We start from the raw sequence: 17,425 nt of genomic DNA, 5'->3' as shown, positions 1-17,425 counted from the left end.
CGGGTTCTCCGGTTAGCCTTCTTGACGTAGACGAAAACGTTGCAGCTTGCCGGTCTCGGTGCGCGGCAGGCTGGCGCGGAACTCTATCGCACGCGGGTACTTGTACGGGGCGATCGCCGCCTTCACATAGTCCTGCAGTTCCTTCACCAGGGTCGGGTCTTGCGCCAAGGCCGCCTGCACGCCCTCGCGCAGCACCACATAGGCCTTGACGATCTGGCCGCGCTCGGCGTCCGCGACCCCGACGACGCCGCATTCCGCCACCTTGGGGTGGGCCAGCAACGCGCTCTCCACCTCGGGGCCGGCGATGTTGTAGCCGCCGGAGATGATCATGTCGTCGGTGCGCGCCTGGTAGACGAAGTAGCCGTCCTCGTCCATCAGGTAGGCATCGCCGGTGAGGTTCCAGCCTTCGTGCACATAGCTGCGTTGGCGCTCGTCGGCCAGGTAGCGGCAGCCGGTCGGGCCCTTGACCGCCAGCTTGCCCACCTGCCCGGACGGCAAGACCCGGCCCTCCTCGTCCATCACGCAGGCACGGTAGCCGGGCACCGGCCTGCCGGTCGCGCCGGGCTTGGCGCCAGCCTCGTCGTGCGAGATGAAGATATGCAGCATCTCGGTCGCACCGATGCCGTCGATCATTTCTATCCCGATGCTGTCCTTCCAGAGCTGGCGCGTCGCGGCCGGCAGGGCCTCGCCAGCGCTGACGCATTTGCGCAGGCTGGACAGCTCGTGCTCGGCCACATGCGCCGCCATCGCCCGGTAGGAGGTCGGCGCGGTGAAGCAGACCGTGGCCCGGTATTGCGCAATCGCCGGCAGCAGGGTGTCCGGCGAGGCCTTCTCCAGCAGCACGGTGGACGCGCCGACGCTCATCGGAAACAGCACCAGGCCGCCCAGGCCGAAGGTGAAGGCCAGCGGCGGGCTGCCGATGAAGACGTCGTCGGCTTGGGGCCGCAGGCAATGCACCGGCCAGCAGCGCAGAACAGCCAGCACATCGCGGTGGAAATGCATCGTGCCCTTGGGCTGGCCGGTGGTGCCCGAGGTGAAGGCGATGATGCAGCAGTCCTCGGCCGCCGTGTCCACATTGGTGAACTCGGGGCTCTTGGCCGCGGCGCGCGCCTCGATGCCGTCGGCGGCATCGCTCATGTAATAGGCCACCGTCCGGATCAAGCCCGGGCATTGTTCCTGGGCCAGCTGCAGCTCCTCGGCCAGGCGCGCATCGCACAGCGCATGGCTGACCTCGGCCTTCTGCACGATCTGGCACAGCTCCTTGGCGCGCAGCAGCGGCATCGTCGCCACCGCGATCGCGCCCACCTTCATGATCGCGAACCAGCAGGCCGCCATCTGCGGGCAATTGGCGCCGCGCAGCAGCACGCGGTTGCCGGGCACGACGCCCAGCTCCTCGACCAGCACGCGGGCGATGCGATTGGCCTGGGCCTGCAGCTGCGCATAGGTCCAGCGCACAGGCTGGCCCATATGGTGGCCCTGCATGCACAGGCGATCGCCCTGCCCTTCGTCCACCCAGCGGTCCAGCAAGTCGTAAGCGCAGTTCATGCGCTCGGGGAATTGCAGCTCGGGCAGCTCGAAGAGCAACTCCGGCCACTGGTCCTGCGGCGGGAGGTTGTCGCGTGCAAAGGTGTCCAGATGTGCCGTGTAAGCCATAGTTCGTTAGCCGTTCTTCAGAAGGTCTCGACCGATGATCAACTGCTGTACTTCGCTGGCGCCCTCGTAGATCCGCAGCGCGCGGATCTCGCGATAGAGCGACTCCACCATCTCGCCGCTGCGCACGCCGCGCCCGCCATGCAATTGCACGGCCGCATCGATCACGCGCTGCGCCCCCTCGGTGGCCATCAGCTTGGCCATCGCGGCCTCGCGGGTGATGGTCTGGCCCTGGTCGCGCTGCCAGGCGGCGCGGTAGACCAAGAGGGCCGAGCTGTCCACCGTGCAGGCCATCTCGGCGAGCTTGGCTTGAGTCAGGGGCAGATCAGCAAGAGTCGCGCCAAACATCGCGCGCTCGCGCGCCTGATGCAAGCCTTCCTCCAGCGCGCGGCGCCCGAAGCCCAGGGCCGCGGCGGCCACCGAAGTGCGGAACACGTCCAGCGTGCGCATCGCCACCTTGAAGCCCTCGCCCGGCGCGCCGATCATCTGGCTCCGGGGCACGCGGCAGTTCGTGAACCTCAGGCGCGCCAGCGGATGCGGCGCGATCACCTCGATGCGTTCGGCGATCTCGAAGCCCGGCAGCCCGGCATCGACGATGAAAGCTGAGATGCCTCTGGACCCGGGCGCTTCGCCGGTGCGGGCGAACAGCACATAGAAGTCCGCGATGCCCCCGTTGGAGATCCAGGTCTTCTCGCCGTTGATGATGAAATCGTCGCCATCGGCGACGGCGCAGCATTGCATCGCCGCGACATCCGAACCCGCCTCTGGTTCGGACAGCGCAAAGGCCGCCAGCGCCTCGCCGCGCGCCACGCGCGGCAGGTAGCGTTCGCGCTGCTCGGGCGTGCCCTGCAGCGAGATCGCGCCCGAGCCCAGGCCCTGCATCGCAAAGGCGAAATCGGCCAGGCCGTGGTAGCGCGCCAGGGTCTCGCGCAGCAGGCAGATCGCGCGGGTGTCGATCGCTTCACCTTCGCCCGCCACCGCGTGGTTCAGCCAGCCGCCCTGCCCCAAGGTCTTGACCAGGGCCTTGCATTCGGCATCCACGTCCTTTTCGCCATGCGCATGGTTCAGGTGCGCCGCGCACCAGGCATCGAGCGAGAACGCCAGCTCGCGGTGCTTCGCGTCGAAGAAGGGCCAGTCGAGGTGCTTCAGATGAGACATCTCAGTCCCCCTTGAATTCCGGACGCTGCTTCGCAACGAAGGCGTGATAGGCGCGATGGAAGTCCTGCGTCATCATGCAGATCGCCTGCGCCTGGGCTTCCGATTCGATCGCCTCGTCGACGCCCATCGCCCATTCCTGGTGCAGCATCTTCTTGGTCATCGCATGGCCGAAGCCGGGGCCGGCGGCGATCTCGCCGGCCCAGGCCAGCGCGTTCTCCTGCAGGGCCTCGGGCTCGACCAGGCGGTTCAGGAAACCCCATTGATGGCCCTCCTCGCCGCCCAGGCTGCGGCCGGAATACAGCAGATCGGAGGCACGGCCCTGGCCGACGATGCGCGGCAGGATGGAGCAGGCGCCCATATCGCAGCCGGCCAGGCCGACCCGGGTGAAGAGGAAGGCGGTCTTGCTGCGCGCCGTGCCGACGCGCAGGTCGGAGGCCATCGCGATGATGGCGCCGGCGCCGGCGCAGACGCCGTCGATGGCCGCGATCACCGGCTGCGGGCAGGCGCGCATGGCCTTGACCAGATCGCCGGTCATGCGCGTGAAGGCCAGCAGATCGGGCATGCTCATCTGCGTCAGCGGACCGATGATCTCGTGCACATCGCCGCCCGAGCAGAAATTGCCGCCGGCGCCCTGCACGACGATGGTCTTGACCTCGTCCACGTAGCTCAAGCCGCGGAACAGGTCGCGCAGCTCGGCATAGGACTCGAAGGTCAGCGGGTTCTTGCGCTCGGGGCGGTTCAGGGTGATCAGGCCCACCGCGCCCTGCTGTTCCCAGCGGAAATGTTCAGGCTTGAAATCCGCGAGGCTGCGGCGGTTGCCAGCCATCAGATGCTTGTCCATGATCTCTTTGCTCCTCACTTCTTCGCCGCGTCGGCGAGATGGGTCTTGAGCCCGGCCAGCAGCTCGTAGACCTGGTTTTTCTCTTCGATGCTCCAGCCGGCCAGCAGCTCGACGATCCAGCCCTCGTGGGTGGCGGCCATGCGCTTGAACTGGCGCTTGCCGGCCGCGGTCAGCTTGACGGTGAAGCTGCGCCGGTCGCTCGGGTGCGGTTCGCGCTGCACCAGGCCCTCGGCCTCCAGTTGGTCGGTGATGCCGGTGACATTGCCGCCGGTGACCATCAGGCGCTGCGACAGCTCGCGCATCGCCAGGCCTTCCGGGTGGCGCTCCAGCTGGGCCAGCAGGTCGAAGCGCGGCAGGGTGGTGGCGAACTCGTGCCGCAGGCGCTGGCGGATCTGGTCCTCGATGCGGGTGGTGCAGGCCAGCAGGCGCAGCCAGAGCTTGAGCGCCTGATGGTCGTGGTCCATCACGCGCGATTCGAGATCGGGGCCGAGGCCCTGTTCCGGATCCAGCATCACATCACCTCCCCGCCGGCCACGGCGATCGCCTGGCCGGTGATGCTGGCGGCATCGCGCCGCGCCAGCCAGGCCACGGCGGCCGCCACCTCCTCGGGCCGGACCAGCCGCCCCTGCGGATTGCCGGCGGCCAGCTCGGCGCGCGCGGCTTCCGCGCTGCGGCCGGTCTTGGCGACGATGGTCTCGACCGCCTGCGCGACGATGTCGGTCTCGGTATAGCCGGGGCAGACGGCATTGACCGTCAGATCGCCCTTCTTCGCCAGCTCCAGCGCCAGCGCGCGGGTCAGGCCCAGCACCCCATGCTTGGCCGCGCAATAGGCGGCCACATAGGCATAGCCCTTCAGCGCCGCGGTGCTGGCCACATTGATGATGCGGCCGAAGCCGCGCTCGCTCATGCCGGGCAGCACGGCGCGGCTGCACAGGAAGGTGCCGGTCAGATTCACCTGCAGCAGGCGCTGCCAGGTCTGCAGCGAGGTTTTCGCCAGCGGCGCGGTCTCGACCTGGCCGGCGTTGTTGACCAGGATGTCGACCGGGCCGACGGCGGCAAAGGCAGCCGCGACGCTGGCCTCGTCGCCGACGTCGCAGGCCTGGATCGCCACCTCGCCTCGCAGCGCGGCCTGCTGCGCCCGCAGGCGCTCAAGACTGCGACCCATCAGCGTGATGCGCAGGCCGTCGTCGAGCAGGCGCCGCGCCACCGCGGCGCCGATGCCGCTGCCGCCGCCGGTGATCACCGCATGGTGTGGCTGCGTTCCGTTCATACGCCCAGCGCCTTGTTGGCCGCCTCGGCGGCCGCAGCGCCACCGCCCATCGCGCGCTGCCGCTCGAACTCGCGCTCCAGCTGGGTCTTGCCGGCCTGGTACTGGACCGGCCAGTCCAGGCCCGGCCCGCCCAGATAGCCAATCTTGGCGGCCTCGCTCAGGGTCCAGGCCGGGTTGGCCAGATGCGGGCGGGCGATGGCGCAGAGATCGGCGCGGCCGGCCGCGATGATGCTGTTGACATGGTCGGCCTCGGAGATCGCGCCCACCGCGATGGTCGCGATGCCGACCCGGTTGCGCACGCCTTCCGAGAAGGGCGTCTGCCACATGCGCCCATAGGTGGGCTTCTCCTGCTTGCTGACCTGGCCCGAGGACACGTCGATCAGGTCGGCGCCCGCGGCCTTGAAGGCCGCGGCGATCTGCACCGCGTCGTCCGGGGTCGTGCCGCCCTTGACCCAGTCATGGGCCGAGATGCGCACCGACATCGGCCGGTCCTGCGGCCAGACCTCGCGCATCGCGGCGAACAGCTCCAGCGGATAGCGCAGGCGGTTCGCGAGAACCCCGCCGTACTCGTCGGTCCGTTGATTCGTCAGCGGCGAGATGAAGCTGGACAACAGATAGCCATGCGCGCAGTGCAGTTCCAGCCAGTCGAAGCCGGCCGCGGCGGCGCGCTGGGTGGCGGCGACGAAATCGGCCCTGACCCGATCCATGTCCGCGCGCGTCATGGCCTCTGACACCTGGCTGATGCCGTCCAGATATTGCTGGGGCGAGGCCGCGATCAGCGGCCAGTTGCCCGATTCGAGAGGCTGGTCGATGCCGTCCCAGGCCACCCGCGTCGAGCCCTTGGCGCCGGCATGGCCCAGCTGCATCGCGATCTTGGCCGTCGTGTGCGCGTGCACATGGTCGACGATGCGCTTCCAGGCCGCGCCCTGCGCGTCGTTCCAAAGGCCCGGGCAGCCCGGGGTGATGCGCGCATCGGGCGAGGTGCAGGTCATCTCGGCGAACACCAGGCCGGCGCCGCCGGCCGCGCGCGCGCCCAGATGCATCAGGTGATAGTCGCCGGGCAGGCCGTCCACGCAGCTGTACTGCGCCATCGGCGAGACGACGACGCGGTTCTTCAGCAGCGTGCCGCGCAGCCGGAAGGGCGTGAACATCGGCGGCACCGCGCGCCCGCCGTCCAGGCCGCTGCGCCGGCCCAGCCAGCGCTCAAAGCCCTCGACATAGGCCTTGTCGCGCAGGCGCAGGTTCTCGTGCGAGATGCGCTGCGAGCGGGTCAAGAGCGAATAGGCGAACTGCTCGGGCTCCAGGCGCGCATGGCGCTCGACGTTCTCGAACCATTCGGTCGAGTTGCGCGCCGCGTTCTGGATGCGCAGCACCTCGATGCTGCGGCTGGCCTCGTAGTCCCGCAGCGCCGCCTCCAGGTCGCCACCCGCCTGGCCGATGTCGCGCGCCAGCGCGATCGCATCCTCCAGCGCCAGCTTGGTACCGGAGCCAATCGAGAAATGCGCGGTGTGGGCCGCGTCGCCCATCAGGACCACCGGCGTGCCGGCCGCGTTGCGGTGCGTCCAGCGCTGGCAGACCACGCGCGGGAAGCGGATCCACTGCGCCGAGCCGCGCAGGTGCGAGGCGTTCGAGATCAGCTTGTGACCGTCCAGCACCTTGGCAAAGAGCTGCTCGCAGAAGGCGATGCCCTCCTCCTTGCTCATCGCCTCCAGGCCGGCGGCCTGCCAGACCGACTCCGGCGCCTCGACGATGAAGGTCGAGTGGGTCGCATCGAAGCGGTAGGCATGGGCCTGGAACCAGCCCCATTCGGTCTGCTGGAAATCGAAGGTGAAGGCGTCGAACAGCTTGGTCGTGCCCAGCCAGACGAAGCGGCAGGCACGCAGGTCGATGTCGGGCTGGTAGGTGGCGGCGTACTTGGTCCGCAGCCGGCTGTTCAGGCCGTCGGCCGCGATGATCAGGTCGGCGTCGATGTCGGCGTCGTCCTGCACATCGCTCTGGTAGCGGATCTCGACGCCCAGCTCCACGCAGCGCTGCTGCAGGATGTTCAGCAGCTTCATGCGGCCGATGCCGCAGAAGCCATGGCCGCCCGACACCATCGTGCGGCCCTGGATGTGGACCGCGATGTCGTCCCAGTGGTTGAAGGCGTCGAGGATCTCATCGGCGCTCTTGGGGTCGGCCTCGCGCAGCGCGGCCAGGGTCTGGTCGGAGAACACCACGCCCCAGCCGAAGGTGTCGCCGGCGCGGTTGCGCTCCAGCACCGTGACCTGATGCGCCGGGTTCTGCCGCTTCATCAGCAGCGCGAAATACAGACCGGCGGGGCCGCCGCCTATGCAGGTGATACGCATCTGGTTTGCTTTCTCCAATGCGACCAACTTTAGGCATTGATATTTTAGATGTCAAACAAATTCGAACCATGCCAAACTCGGGACTTACCCGCAAGGCAAACGCCCGCGGCAGCGCTTGCATAAAGCCTTGCGCCTTGTTGGAATTAACCGACACCACGGCATTTCAAGCCTTGTTAAGGTGCGCGCCGCTGTTGGAGTTGACGATGGATACAAGACGTCTTTGGGACATCTCCCCGCTGGTGGCCGGCGATTCGCCGATCTTCCCCGGCGACGAGCCTTATTCGCTGCGCTGGACCGCGCGCCTGGGCCCAGGCTGCCCGGTGAACCTCTCGGCGATCACGATGTCGCCCCATGTGGGCGCGCATGCCGATGCACCGCTGCACTACGCCGACGGCGTGGCCAGCGCCGCCGAGGTGGACCTGGACGCCTATCTAGGCCCCTGCCGCGTGATCCATGCGATCGCCTGCGGGCCGCTGATCAAGATCGAGCATCTGCAGCATGCGGCCGCGAACCTGCCGGCGCGCGTGCTGGTGCGCTGCATGGCCAAGGCCGACCGGGCCTGGAATCCGGACTTCACGGCCTATGCGCCGGAGACGGTCGAGTGGCTGGCCGCCCAGGGCGTGCGGCTGATCGGCCTGGACACGCCCTCGGTGGACCCGGCCAGCAGCAAGACCTTGGACAGCCACCAGCAGCTGCTGCGCCTGAACCTGCGCGTGCTGGAGAACCTGGTGCTCGACGAGGTGCCCGAGGGCGACTACGAGTTGATCGCGCTGCCGCTGAAGCTGGCCGGCGCCTGTGCATCCCCGGTACGTGCGGTGCTCCGTGCGCTTTGATGGAGTTGGACCAATGACGATGAAGACAAGAGACGAAGCCCTGGCCCGCGATGCGGCCGACCCGCTGCGCGGCCTGAAGGATCAGTTCGACCTGCCGCCCGGCGTGATCTACCTGGACGGCAACTCGCTGGGCGTGCTGCCCAAGGCCACCGCCGCCCGGGTGCAGCAGGTGGTGACGCAGGAATGGGGCCGCGACCTGATCAAGGCCTGGAACACGGCCGACTGGATGCATCTGCCCGAGCGGGTCGGCGACAAGATCGCGCGCCTGGTCGGCGCGGCGCCGGGCGAGCTGATCGTCGCGGACTCGACCTCGCTGAACCTCTACAAAGTGCTGGCCGCCGCGATCGGCATCGCCCGGCAGGACGCGCCGCAGCGCAAGATCGTCGTCTCCGAGCGCAGCAACTTCCCGACCGACCTCTACATCGCCGAGAGCCTGTGCCAGCAGCATGGCCTGACGCTGAAGCTGGTGGACGGCGTCGACGAGATCCCCGGCACGCTGGATGCCGAGCTGGCCGTGCTGATGCTCACCGAGGTCAACTACCGGACCGGCCACAAGCACGACATGGCCGCCCTCACCCGGGCAGCCCAGGCCGCCGGCGCGCTGACGATCTGGGACCTGTGCCATTCGGCCGGCGCCGTGCCGGTGGACCTGAAGGGCGCGAATGCCGATTTCGCGATCGGCTGCGGCTACAAGTATCTGAACGGCGGCCCAGGCTCCCCCGCTTTTGTCTGGGTGCACCCGCGCCACACCGACCGTTTCTCACAGCCGCTATCGGGCTGGATGGGCCATGCCGCGCCCTTCCAGTTCACGCCCGGCTACCAGCCGGCAGCCGGCGTGCGCCGCTACGTCTGCGGCACGCCGGCCGTGATCGGCACGGCCGCGCTGGAATGCGGCGTCGACACGCTGCTGGCGGCCGAACCGCTGGGCGGCATGGCGGCGCTGCGCGAGAAATCGCTGGCGCTGACCGAAGCCTTCGCGGCGCTGGCCGAGGCGCGCTGCGGCGAGCTGGGCGTCTACGTCGTCTCGCCGCGCGAGCCCAGCCGCCGCGGCAGCCAGGTCTGCCTGGCCTTGAGGGCGCCGCTGCAGGACGCCGGCTATGCCGTGGTCCAGGCCCTGATCGCGCGCGGCGTGATCGGCGACTTCCGCGCCGGCGATCCGGCGCGCCTCGCGCAGGTGCCGCACATCCTGCGCTTCGGCTTCACGCCGCTCTACATCGGCTTTGCCGAGGTCTGGGACGCGGTCGAACAGCTGCGCCAGGTGCTGGAAAGCGGCGAGTGGCGCGAGGCCCGTTTCAATGCAAAGGCGGCAGTGACATGACTTGTCCGATCCGTCACACCGAAAACGTCGTCCGCGAGGAAGGCGCTCAGCTCGACTTCTCCAAGGACATGAGCTACGGCGACTATCTGCACCTGGACCAGGTGCTCGCCGCCCAGCACCCGCTCTCGCCCGAGCACAACGAGATGCTCTTCATCATCCAGCACCAGACCTCGGAGCTGTGGATGAAGCTGATGCTGCACGAGCTGCATGCGGCCGTGGCCAACGTGGCGGCCGACCGCCTGCCCGAGGCCTTCAAGATGCTGGCGCGGGTCTCGCGCATCATGGAGCAGCTGGTCCATGCCTGGGACGTGCTGGCCACGATGACGCCGCCCGAGTACAGCGCGATCCGGCCCTATCTGTCCAACAGCAGCGGCTTCCAGAGCGCGCAGTACCGCCGCATCGAGTTCATGCTGGGCAACAAGAACGCCGCGATGCTCCAGCCGCATGCGCATCGGCCGGACCTGCTGGCCGAGGTGCAGGCGGCGTTTGAAGCCCCCTCGCTCTACGACGAGGTGCTGAAGCTGATGACGCGCCGCGGCATCGCGGTGCCCGCCAGCCACACCGCGCGCGACTGGACCCAGCCCTATGCCGCTGACGAGGGCGTCAAGGCCGCCTGGCTACAGGTCTACCGCGCGCCCCAGCAGCACTGGGATCTCTACCAGATGGGCGAGGAGCTGGTGGACCTGGAAGACGCCTTCCGGCTCTGGCGCTTCCGCCATGTCACGACCGTGGAGCGCGTGATCGGCTTCAAGCGCGGCACCGGCGGCACCGGCGGGGTCAGCTATCTGCGCAAGATGCTGGACGTGGTGCTGTTCCCCGAACTCTGGGCCCTGCGCACCGAGCTTTAAAATCGAAGCTTCCGCCCACGAGGCACAGTTCGCGACCAAGATCCGCAGGAGACCCCATGGACACCCGCAGCTCCCCCATCACCCTGCGCATCGAGCGCGTGCGCGACGCGCTGAAGGCGCAAGGCGCCCACGCCGCCCTGGTGCCCTCGGCCGATCCGCACCTCTCCGAATATCTGCCGGAGCGCTGGCAGGGGCGCGAGTGGCTGTCGGGCTTCACCGGATCGATGGGCACCCTGGTCGTGACCCTGGAGCGCGCCGCGCTGTTCGCCGACAGCCGCTACTGGTCGCAGGCCGAGCGCGAGCTGGCCGGCACCGGCATTGATCTGGTCAAGATCCCGACTGGCGCCGCGACGCATTACATCGACTGGATCTCAGAACAGCTGGCTCCGGGCCAGACCCTGGCGGTCGACGGCCAGGTGCTGGGCTTGGCCCTGGCCCAGCAGCTGCGTGCAGCGCTGAGCCGGACCGGCATCGCGATCCGCACCGACATCGACGTGATCGAAGCCGCCTGGCAAGGCCGCCCCGGCCTGCCCGCGGCCGCGATCTACGAACACCTGCCGCCGCAGGCCGCCGTCAGCCGCGCCGACAAGCTGGCCCAGGTGCGCACCGGTATGGCAGCCAAGGGCGCCAGCCACCATTTCATCTCCACCGTCGACGACGTGGCCTGGCTGCTGAACCTGCGCGGCGCCGACGTGGACTACAACCCGATCTTCCTGGCGCACCTGCTGCTGGACGCCGCCCAGGCCACGCTGTTCGTCGGCGCCGGCAAGGTGCCAGCCGAGATCGCGCAGCGCCTGGCGGCCGATGGCGTCCGGCTGGCCGGCTACGCCGAGGCTCCGCAGGCCCTGGCCGCCCTGCCCGCCGCGGCCACCTTGCTGGTCGACCCGAAGCGCATGACGCTGGGCCTGCGCGAGGCCGTGCCGAGCGCGGTCAAGGTGATCGAGGCCATCAATCCCTCGACCCTGGCCAAGAGCCGCAAGACCGCCGCCGAGGCCGCCTTCGTGCGCCAGGCGATGGAACAGGACGGCGCCGCGATGTGCGAGTTCTACGCCTGGTTCGAGGCCGCGCTGGCCCGCGGCGAGCGCCTCACCGAGATCACGATCGACGAGAAGCTGACGGCCGAGCGGGTCAAGCGACCCGGGTTCAAGGGCTTGAGCTTCCCCACCATCGCCGGCTTCAACAGCAATGGTGCGATGCCGCATTACCGCGCCAGCGCCGAGTCCCACGCCGAGATCAAGGGGGACGGCCTGCTGCTGATCGACTCCGGCGCCCAGTACCTGGGCGGCACGACCGACATCACCCGGGTCTGGCCGATCGGCTCCGTCAGTCCGGCACAAAAGCGGGACTACACCCTGGTGCTGAAGGGCATGATCAACCTCAGCCGCGCCGTCTTCCCGCGCGGCACCTTGAGCCCCATGCTGGACGCGCTGGCACGGGTGCCGATGTGGCAGCATGGCCTGGACTTCGGCCATGGCACCGGCCATGGCGTGGGCTATTTCATGAATGTGCATGAAGGCCCGCAGAGCATCTCCAAGGCCGTTCCCGACGCGAACATGGCGATGGAAGCGGGCATGATCACCTCCAACGAGCCCGGTGTGTACCGCCCCGGCCAATGGGGCGTGCGCATCGAGAACCTGGTGCTCAATGTGGTCTTCGAGACGCAGGAAAATGCTCAATTCGGTGACATGCTGGCCTTCGAGACCCTGACCCTGTGCCCGATCGACACCCGCTGCGTGGATGTCCGGCTGCTGGGCGCCGATGATCTGGCCTGGCTCAACAGCTACCACGCCGAGGTGCGCCGCCGCCTGGCGCCGCTGCTGAGCGGCGCGGCGCTGGCCTGGCTCAACACTCGTACCGAAGCCCTGCCTGCGACAAACTGAGGATAGAGCGGGGCCAACTGCGCTTTCGAACGCCCGGGCGCGCTGGAAGCGGGGCGCGGCGCCACCTAGACTTTATTCAAGGTTGGCGCGGCGTCGGCCGACAAGGAGAGCGCATCATGGACAGCAGAAAGAGCCTCGTCGAACGTCTGCATCAGCGCCTGGGCATGCGGATGCTGCATCGCTTCTCGGACAGCGCACTGCACACCGGACTGCTGGCGGCCATCGTGGCCATCGTGGCCCTCACCCTGGTGCAGGCCGTCACCACGGGCGTGGCCGTCTGGCAGCTCGACACCGTGGTGGTGCAGGGTCAGGCCAAGCGCTGACGGTCCCGACCTTCCTCACATCTGCCGGAACAGGTGCAGGTAGCTGCGGCTGACCGGCAGCACCTCCGGGCGGTCGCGCAGATGCAGGTCGGCCGTCTCGTTGGGCCCGCGGGTGACATGGCTGATCGCGTGCAGATTGACCACCACCGAACGGTGCACCTGGGCAAAGCACTGCGGGTCCAGCTGCTCGATCAGTTCGCGGATCGGCGTGCGTATCAGGGCCTCGCCCTCCTGCCACACCACCAGGGTGTATTTCTCGTCCGAGCGCATGAAGATGATCTGATCCACCGGGATCAGCTTCAGGGTCGAACCCACCGAGGCACGCAACCATTGCAGATAGGCCGGCTGGGCCTGCGCCGGGGCACCGGCCGGCGCACGCAGGCGCTCGGTCAGCTGGGCCAGCGCCGCTTCCAGCGCCATGTCCAGGCCGGGCGCCGCCGCGGGCCCGCGCGCCGCCAGGCGTTCCTTCAGGCGCCCCACGGTATCGGCCAGCCGCGCCGGCTCCACCGGTTTCACCAGATAGTCCAGCGCCCCCTGCTCGAAGGCCTGCACCGCGTACTGCTCATAGGCGGTCACGAACACCAGTTGGGCGCGCCGCGCCATCGCGCGCGCCGCCTCCACGCCGCTCAGGCCCGGCATGTGCACATCCAGGAACACGATCTGCGGCCGCAGCCGCTCGAACAGCTCGATCGCCTCGCGCCCGTTGCGCGCCTGCGCCACCACCTGCAACTCGGGCCAGGCCTGGGCCAAGCCGCGTGCTAGGCTGTCGCGCAACAGCGGTTCGTCATCGGCAATCAGGGCGGTGATCATGCGAGCCCCTCGCTCGGCGAGCACGCCGAACGATCCCCCGTGGGGATGCGGGCCGGCTCGGGAGCGGCCCTGCGCTCGGCCCGCAGGCCATGGATAGTCATGCTGGTCATGGTTGGAATTCGATCTCGGCCCGCAGGCCATGCGGCCGATTCTCGGTCAGGTCCAGGCGCGCAGAAGCGCCATAGACCACCTGCAGGCGTTCGCGCAGATTGCGCAGTCCGGTGCCGGACGAACCGGTGGACTGCGTCAGCCCCACGCCGCTGTCGCTGACCCACAGCCGGACCGGATCGCGCACATCGCCGCGACAGCCCGACACCTCGATCACGCCGCCCTCCTCGCTCGGGTCGATACCATGGCGCACCGCGTTCTCCACCAGGGTCAGCAAGGCCATCGGCGGGAAGCGCAGCGCCTGCAGTTCGGCCGGCACCTCGATGCGATAGGCCAGCCGGTCCGGCATGCGCAGGTGCATCAGCTCCAGATAGGCGCGCACCAGGGCCAGTTCGTCGCCCAGGCTGGCGGCCTCGTCCTGCAGCCGCGGCATCGCGGCACGCAGATAGGCGATCAGGCTGGACAGCACGGGCGCGGCCTGCGGCGAGCCGGTCTCGACCAGGGCACGCACATTCGCCAGGGTGTTGAACAGGAAATGCGGCTCCACCTGGGCCTGCAGCACACGCAGCCTGGCGTCCAGCGCACGCCGCTCCAGCTCGCTGCGCTCCAGTTCGAAGTGCAGGGCTTGGCTGCGCGCCTCGGCATCGCGCTGGCGGTACAGCGCGCCCATGGCCAGCAGCGGCCCGATCAGCAGGCCCGAACCCGCGATCCACAGAAAGCCCAAGAGCCGGCCCTCGCTGCTCAGCAGGCTGCCGATGTCGCCGCCCACCGACACCAGATAGACCAGCAAGGTGGCCAGCGGCACCGAGCCCGCCACCACCAGCACCTGATAGAACCAACGTCCCAGCCAGCCGGGCAGGCGCCGCGGCCATTGCCCGGCGGCCGAGAAGGCCAGCAGGGCCAGCAGGGCCACGAACATCGTGCGGCCCAGCAGCACCGGGATCGGCGTGATGAAGATCGGCGCCAGCAGCAAGGCCGCAAGCGCCGCCAACCCCAGCGCCAAGCCGACCCGCCAGGGCGTCAGCGAGGCGACAAAGCCCTGCCAGGCCTGGCGTCGGCTGGGCAGGAGCATGCGGGCGCCGGCGTCCGGCTGTGCCTTGATGAACATGGCCGGCACGATAGCCGGCCAGCGGTGCCGCACCAAGCCCCCGCAAGCCCTGGCGCGACGAATGACGGTATGACGGCCGCCAGCGGCGGCCGCGCCGTACGGCTCAGCCCATGTCCCGCTGCGACAAGGCACCCACACCGCACATCACGACGTCGCGTCCGGCATTGACGGCAAAGCGCAAGGCGTCGGCCGGCGAGGACCAGCCGTAGCCGCCCGCCAGGTTCTCGTCCCGAAAGGCCTCCCGGCGCGGCGCCTTGCCGCGCACCTGCATCACGACCACGGCGGCCACATAGCCATAGCTGCGGGGACGCTCGATCGCGCCGGCGTAGATGCGGAAATCACCCGCGTCAACTTCCTCAAAGTGCATTGCTGCTCCTTTGCGGCGCCCACCGCCGCTGTGTGTGGGCGTGACTATCGGACGTGCGGCTCCGGCTGGAAATACAACCGAAGGGGGCCCTCTTCCGGGGGAAAGAACGGCGCTGCCGGCGGGTCAGGACAGCGGGACGCCGGCCGAGGCTGGCCGGGCCCGTCGCTGGGCCGCCGCCAGGGCTTTCTCGGTTTCGGCCAGGTCATCGGCGATCTGGTCGATGCGGCTGCTTTCCCAGGGCCGCTCCTCGTACGCCATCGCCAGCTTCTGACGCAGCGAGGCATAGCGCTTCATCAACAGGTCGAGTTCCATGACAACACCTTTTTTGCTGCGGTGCAGTATGAAACATCGAGGAATCAGGCCCTGTAGGACAAGACCTCGGAAACGTCTTGAGACCGGGGCAGCCATGATCTCGGGCGAAGAACTTCGCAGTCCGCCCGGGCGGCGCGTGGAGATTGCTCCGGAAATGAAAAAGCCCAGCGCTCGGGCTGGGCTTTCAGGCCTTGCTTTACTACAAGGCGCTTCTTGGAGGAGAGGGGGGGGGGGCTTAAATTGCCCATCCAATAGCGATCAATGAAAACCAGAAGATCGGCCAGTGACACCGATAAACACTAGCATCTGCTCAAAACACTTGCACAAGCTAGCCCGAGGTCGTACATTCCAATCCAACTCATAAACGTGGGTATGAATGTGGGTAAAGGAACAAGACGCATGCTTCAGAAGTTGTCGGCCACACAGGTCGACAAGCTCAAGGAGCCTGGCTACTACGGCGACGGTGGCGGCCTTTGGCTGCAGATCAGCGCCGGCCTGACAAAGTCCTGGATCTACCGTTTCACCATTGCCGGCAAGGCGCGGGAGATGGGCCTCGGCCCAAAACACACCATCAGCTTGGCGGAGGCGCGCGACAAGGCTCTCGCCTGCCGCAAGCTCGTGCTTGAAGGGATCGACCCGATCGAGGAGCGGAAGTCCGCACGCCTGAGCAAAGTGGCGGAGGCGGCACGGGCCCTCACGTTCCAGCAGTGCGCCGAGGCCTACATCGATGGGCACCGGGCCGGTTGGAAGTCCGCCAAGCACGCCGAACAATGGGAGAACTCCCTCAAGAACTACGCGCATCCCGTGATCGGCGCGCTGCCCGTGGCCGCGGTCGACGTCGCCCTGGTTTTGAAGGTGTTGGAGCCGATCTGGTCCACGAAGACCGAGACGGCAAGCCGGCTGCGCAATCGCATCGAGTTGGTGCTGGATTGGGCCGCCGCCCGCCAGTACCGGCAGGGCGAGAACCCTGCCCGCTGGCGCGGCCACCTAGACAAGCTCTTGCCGAAGCCCAGCAAGGTCGCCAAGGTCGTGAACTTCCCCGCCCTGCCCTACCTGAAGATCAGCGAGTTCATGCAACTGCTGCGCGCCGAGAAAGGCATTTCCGCTCGTGCCCTGGAGTTCATTATTCTGACCGCCACGCGGACCACGGAAACGCTTGAAGCTACGTGGTCCGAGTTCGACCTGGCTGGCAAGACATGGACCATCCCGGCGAACCGAATGAAGGGCGCCCGTGAACATCGGGTGCCGCTGTCGTCGGCGGCCCTGGCACTGCTGCAGCAGATGCTGGAGATCAAGCAGTCGGACTACGTCTTCCCCGGCGCCCGCGAGAACAAGCCCTTATCGAACATGGCTTGCCTCGTTCTGCTGCGGCGCATGGAGCGCACCGACATCACAACCCACGGATTCCGATCCAGCTTCAGGGACTGGGCCGCCGAGCAGACCAACTTCCCACGCGAAGTCGCCGAGATGGCGCTTGCGCACACGATCAGCGACGAAACCGAAGCCGCGTATCGGCGCGGTGATCTGTTCGACAAGCGCGCCCGTCTGATGCAGGCATGGGCCGAGTACTGCGGCCGCATCCAAACTGGCACGACCGTGACCCCAATTCGCGCCAAGACGGCGTGAAGCAAAGCGGGCCTGCAAGGTGGTGGAACACCAAGCAGACCCTTACCACAACGTGCAACCACGGAAAGGACTTGCACATCATGGCTATCAAGAATATAGCGGCTTCGGCCGGACTCACATCGGCAAACGAGCCGACGGCCGACGAACCGGCCGAACGCGAGACGGCAGAACTTCGGCAACGCGTCTTCTCGCTCAATGCCTGCCTGGTGGATGTCGATTCAATGTCGATTGGCACGCTTGCGCGTATCCAGTCGATTGCAAAGCTGGCTCTTAACTTTATGGAGAGTCCCGATGCTTATCGGCACACCAACATCCTCGCCGACGCGTTTGAGGAAATCTGGGCTGCCGCCGAAACCGCTGAGATGTACCAAGTATCGAGAGTGGGTGAGGTCGAACTGCAGTCCGAGGGGGAAGAGCGCGGCATGAAGAGAGGTCGCGCATCCTATGCATATGCCAATGAACTGCGCGACGAGGGTCGCATGTATGCAAACTCGGGACGCCATTAGCGCCGCTTGACAATCACGGGACAGCGCCGTTTTAATGTGGACACGCTAGTCTTACTGTGTCACAAATTGAGTCTTTCGCTTGCCCGGCCGCAGCAGGGGCACTGCCCGAGACGGGCGATCAG

Annotated in this window: 17 protein-coding genes; 7 read left to right on the top strand and 10 right to left on the bottom strand. The window is 67.7% G+C overall.

The window, feature by feature from the left end; all coding sequences use genetic code 11:
* Positions 1-12: 12 nt before the first annotated feature.
* The 6 genes from AC07OQ_RS18510 to AC07OQ_RS18485 are packed head-to-tail and all read right to left on the bottom strand — an operon-like array spanning position 13 to position 7,264.
* Positions 13-1,653 carry an AMP-binding protein gene (locus AC07OQ_RS18510; protein ID WP_495054611.1) on the bottom strand — a complete coding sequence of 547 codons (1,641 nt, stop codon included), beginning with the start codon at positions 1,651-1,653 and terminating at the stop codon, positions 13-15.
* A gap of 6 nt (positions 1,654-1,659) precedes the next feature.
* On the bottom strand, positions 1,660-2,808 hold the full coding sequence (locus tag AC07OQ_RS18505) for an acyl-CoA dehydrogenase family protein (RefSeq protein WP_495054610.1): 1,149 nt from the start codon (positions 2,806-2,808) through the stop codon (positions 1,660-1,662).
* Position 2,809: 1 nt separating this feature from the next.
* Positions 2,810-3,649: an enoyl-CoA hydratase family protein gene (locus AC07OQ_RS18500; protein ID WP_495054609.1), complete on the bottom strand. Its 840-nt coding sequence runs from the start codon at positions 3,647-3,649 to the stop codon at positions 2,810-2,812.
* A 14-nt stretch (positions 3,650-3,663) separates the two neighbouring features.
* On the bottom strand, positions 3,664-4,161 hold the full coding sequence (locus AC07OQ_RS18495) for a MarR family winged helix-turn-helix transcriptional regulator (protein ID WP_495054608.1): 498 nt from the start codon (positions 4,159-4,161) through the stop codon (positions 3,664-3,666).
* Positions 4,161-4,919, bottom strand: a complete 759-nt coding sequence (locus AC07OQ_RS18490; RefSeq protein ID WP_495054607.1) for an SDR family NAD(P)-dependent oxidoreductase — start codon at positions 4,917-4,919, stop codon at positions 4,161-4,163. The genes AC07OQ_RS18495 and AC07OQ_RS18490 overlap by 1 nt, the downstream gene beginning before the upstream one ends.
* Entirely contained in the window at positions 4,916-7,264 is a 2,349-nt protein-coding gene (locus AC07OQ_RS18485) for a bifunctional salicylyl-CoA 5-hydroxylase/oxidoreductase (RefSeq protein WP_495054606.1), read from the bottom strand. Before AC07OQ_RS18485 ends, AC07OQ_RS18490 begins: the two co-directional genes overlap by 4 nt.
* A 203-nt stretch (positions 7,265-7,467) precedes the next feature.
* Between AC07OQ_RS18485 and kynB the strand changes: the two genes are divergently transcribed.
* The 5 genes from kynB to AC07OQ_RS18460 all read left to right on the top strand — a co-directional run bounded on the left by kynB (position 7,468) and on the right by AC07OQ_RS18460 (position 12,466).
* Positions 7,468-8,097: an arylformamidase gene (gene kynB / locus AC07OQ_RS18480; RefSeq protein WP_495054605.1), complete on the top strand. Its 630-nt coding sequence runs from the start codon at positions 7,468-7,470 to the stop codon at positions 8,095-8,097.
* A 19-nt stretch (positions 8,098-8,116) separates the two neighbouring features.
* Positions 8,117-9,415 (top strand): kynureninase, encoded by a 1,299-nt coding sequence (kynU, locus tag AC07OQ_RS18475; RefSeq protein WP_495054604.1) that lies wholly within the window; start codon positions 8,117-8,119, stop codon positions 9,413-9,415.
* A complete protein-coding gene (gene kynA, locus AC07OQ_RS18470; RefSeq protein ID WP_495054603.1) occupies positions 9,412-10,263 on the top strand; it encodes a tryptophan 2,3-dioxygenase in 852 nt (283 codons plus the stop codon). Before kynU ends, kynA begins: the two co-directional genes overlap by 4 nt.
* 56 nt (positions 10,264-10,319) lie before the next feature.
* Positions 10,320-12,143, top strand: coding sequence for an aminopeptidase P family protein (locus tag AC07OQ_RS18465; RefSeq protein ID WP_495054602.1), 1,824 nt, complete (start codon positions 10,320-10,322; stop codon positions 12,141-12,143).
* Positions 12,144-12,259: 116 nt separating this feature from the next.
* The gene (locus AC07OQ_RS18460) at positions 12,260-12,466 is read left to right on the top strand and encodes a hypothetical protein (protein ID WP_495054601.1); all 207 of its coding nucleotides are present in this window, start codon (positions 12,260-12,262) and stop codon (positions 12,464-12,466) included.
* Positions 12,467-12,481: 15 nt separating this feature from the next.
* Here AC07OQ_RS18460 and AC07OQ_RS18455 read toward each other — a convergent pair whose 3' ends face one another.
* The 4 genes from AC07OQ_RS18455 to AC07OQ_RS18440 all read right to left on the bottom strand — a co-directional run bounded on the left by AC07OQ_RS18455 (position 12,482) and on the right by AC07OQ_RS18440 (position 15,171).
* Positions 12,482-13,276 (bottom strand): LytR/AlgR family response regulator transcription factor, encoded by a 795-nt coding sequence (locus AC07OQ_RS18455; protein ID WP_495054600.1) that lies wholly within the window; start codon positions 13,274-13,276, stop codon positions 12,482-12,484.
* A gap of 106 nt (positions 13,277-13,382) precedes the next feature.
* On the bottom strand, positions 13,383-14,492 hold the full coding sequence (locus AC07OQ_RS18450; protein WP_495054599.1) for a sensor histidine kinase: 1,110 nt from the start codon (positions 14,490-14,492) through the stop codon (positions 13,383-13,385).
* Positions 14,493-14,595: 103 nt separating this feature from the next.
* Positions 14,596-14,859 carry a hypothetical protein gene (locus AC07OQ_RS18445; RefSeq protein ID WP_495054598.1) on the bottom strand — a complete coding sequence of 88 codons (264 nt, stop codon included), beginning with the start codon at positions 14,857-14,859 and terminating at the stop codon, positions 14,596-14,598.
* A 123-nt stretch (positions 14,860-14,982) separates the two neighbouring features.
* A complete protein-coding gene (locus AC07OQ_RS18440; protein ID WP_495054597.1) occupies positions 14,983-15,171 on the bottom strand; it encodes a hypothetical protein in 189 nt (62 codons plus the stop codon).
* A gap of 399 nt (positions 15,172-15,570) precedes the next feature.
* On the opposite strand from AC07OQ_RS18440, the gene AC07OQ_RS18435 reads away from it, so the two are divergent.
* Together AC07OQ_RS18435 and AC07OQ_RS18430 are read left to right on the top strand one after the other, a co-directional pair.
* Positions 15,571-16,797, top strand: a complete 1,227-nt coding sequence (locus tag AC07OQ_RS18435) for a tyrosine-type recombinase/integrase (protein WP_495054596.1) — start codon at positions 15,571-15,573, stop codon at positions 16,795-16,797.
* An 80-nt stretch (positions 16,798-16,877) separates the two neighbouring features.
* Positions 16,878-17,303 (top strand): hypothetical protein, encoded by a 426-nt coding sequence (locus AC07OQ_RS18430; RefSeq protein ID WP_495054595.1) that lies wholly within the window; start codon positions 16,878-16,880, stop codon positions 17,301-17,303.
* The last annotated feature ends 122 nt before the right edge of the window (positions 17,304-17,425 follow it).

The sequence above is a fragment of the Roseateles sp. GW821-FHT09B06 genome, from assembly GCF_059418245.1.
Note: the sequence above shows the minus strand (reverse complement) of the source record. Positions and strands in the feature narration are given on the sequence as shown.

Coding starts and splice junctions, on each gene's coding strand:
- AC07OQ_RS18510 (WP_495054611.1), bottom strand. CDS start 1,653: ATGGCTTACACGGCACATCTGGACACCTTTGCACGCGACAACCTCCCG.
- AC07OQ_RS18505 (WP_495054610.1), bottom strand. CDS start 2,808: ATGTCTCATCTGAAGCACCTCGACTGGCCCTTCTTCGACGCGAAGCAC.
- AC07OQ_RS18500 (WP_495054609.1), bottom strand. CDS start 3,649: ATGGACAAGCATCTGATGGCTGGCAACCGCCGCAGCCTCGCGGATTTC.
- AC07OQ_RS18495 (WP_495054608.1), bottom strand. CDS start 4,161: ATGCTGGATCCGGAACAGGGCCTCGGCCCCGATCTCGAATCGCGCGTG.
- AC07OQ_RS18490 (WP_495054607.1), bottom strand. CDS start 4,919: ATGAACGGAACGCAGCCACACCATGCGGTGATCACCGGCGGCGGCAGC.
- AC07OQ_RS18485 (WP_495054606.1), bottom strand. CDS start 7,264: ATGCGTATCACCTGCATAGGCGGCGGCCCCGCCGGTCTGTATTTCGCG.
- kynB (WP_495054605.1), top strand. CDS start 7,468: ATGGATACAAGACGTCTTTGGGACATCTCCCCGCTGGTGGCCGGCGAT.
- kynU (WP_495054604.1), top strand. CDS start 8,117: ATGAAGACAAGAGACGAAGCCCTGGCCCGCGATGCGGCCGACCCGCTG.
- kynA (WP_495054603.1), top strand. CDS start 9,412: ATGACTTGTCCGATCCGTCACACCGAAAACGTCGTCCGCGAGGAAGGC.
- AC07OQ_RS18465 (WP_495054602.1), top strand. CDS start 10,320: ATGGACACCCGCAGCTCCCCCATCACCCTGCGCATCGAGCGCGTGCGC.
- AC07OQ_RS18460 (WP_495054601.1), top strand. CDS start 12,260: ATGGACAGCAGAAAGAGCCTCGTCGAACGTCTGCATCAGCGCCTGGGC.
- AC07OQ_RS18455 (WP_495054600.1), bottom strand. CDS start 13,276: ATGATCACCGCCCTGATTGCCGATGACGAACCGCTGTTGCGCGACAGC.
- AC07OQ_RS18450 (WP_495054599.1), bottom strand. CDS start 14,492: ATGTTCATCAAGGCACAGCCGGACGCCGGCGCCCGCATGCTCCTGCCC.
- AC07OQ_RS18445 (WP_495054598.1), bottom strand. CDS start 14,859: ATGCACTTTGAGGAAGTTGACGCGGGTGATTTCCGCATCTACGCCGGC.
- AC07OQ_RS18440 (WP_495054597.1), bottom strand. CDS start 15,171: ATGGAACTCGACCTGTTGATGAAGCGCTATGCCTCGCTGCGTCAGAAG.
- AC07OQ_RS18435 (WP_495054596.1), top strand. CDS start 15,571: ATGCTTCAGAAGTTGTCGGCCACACAGGTCGACAAGCTCAAGGAGCCT.
- AC07OQ_RS18430 (WP_495054595.1), top strand. CDS start 16,878: ATGGCTATCAAGAATATAGCGGCTTCGGCCGGACTCACATCGGCAAAC.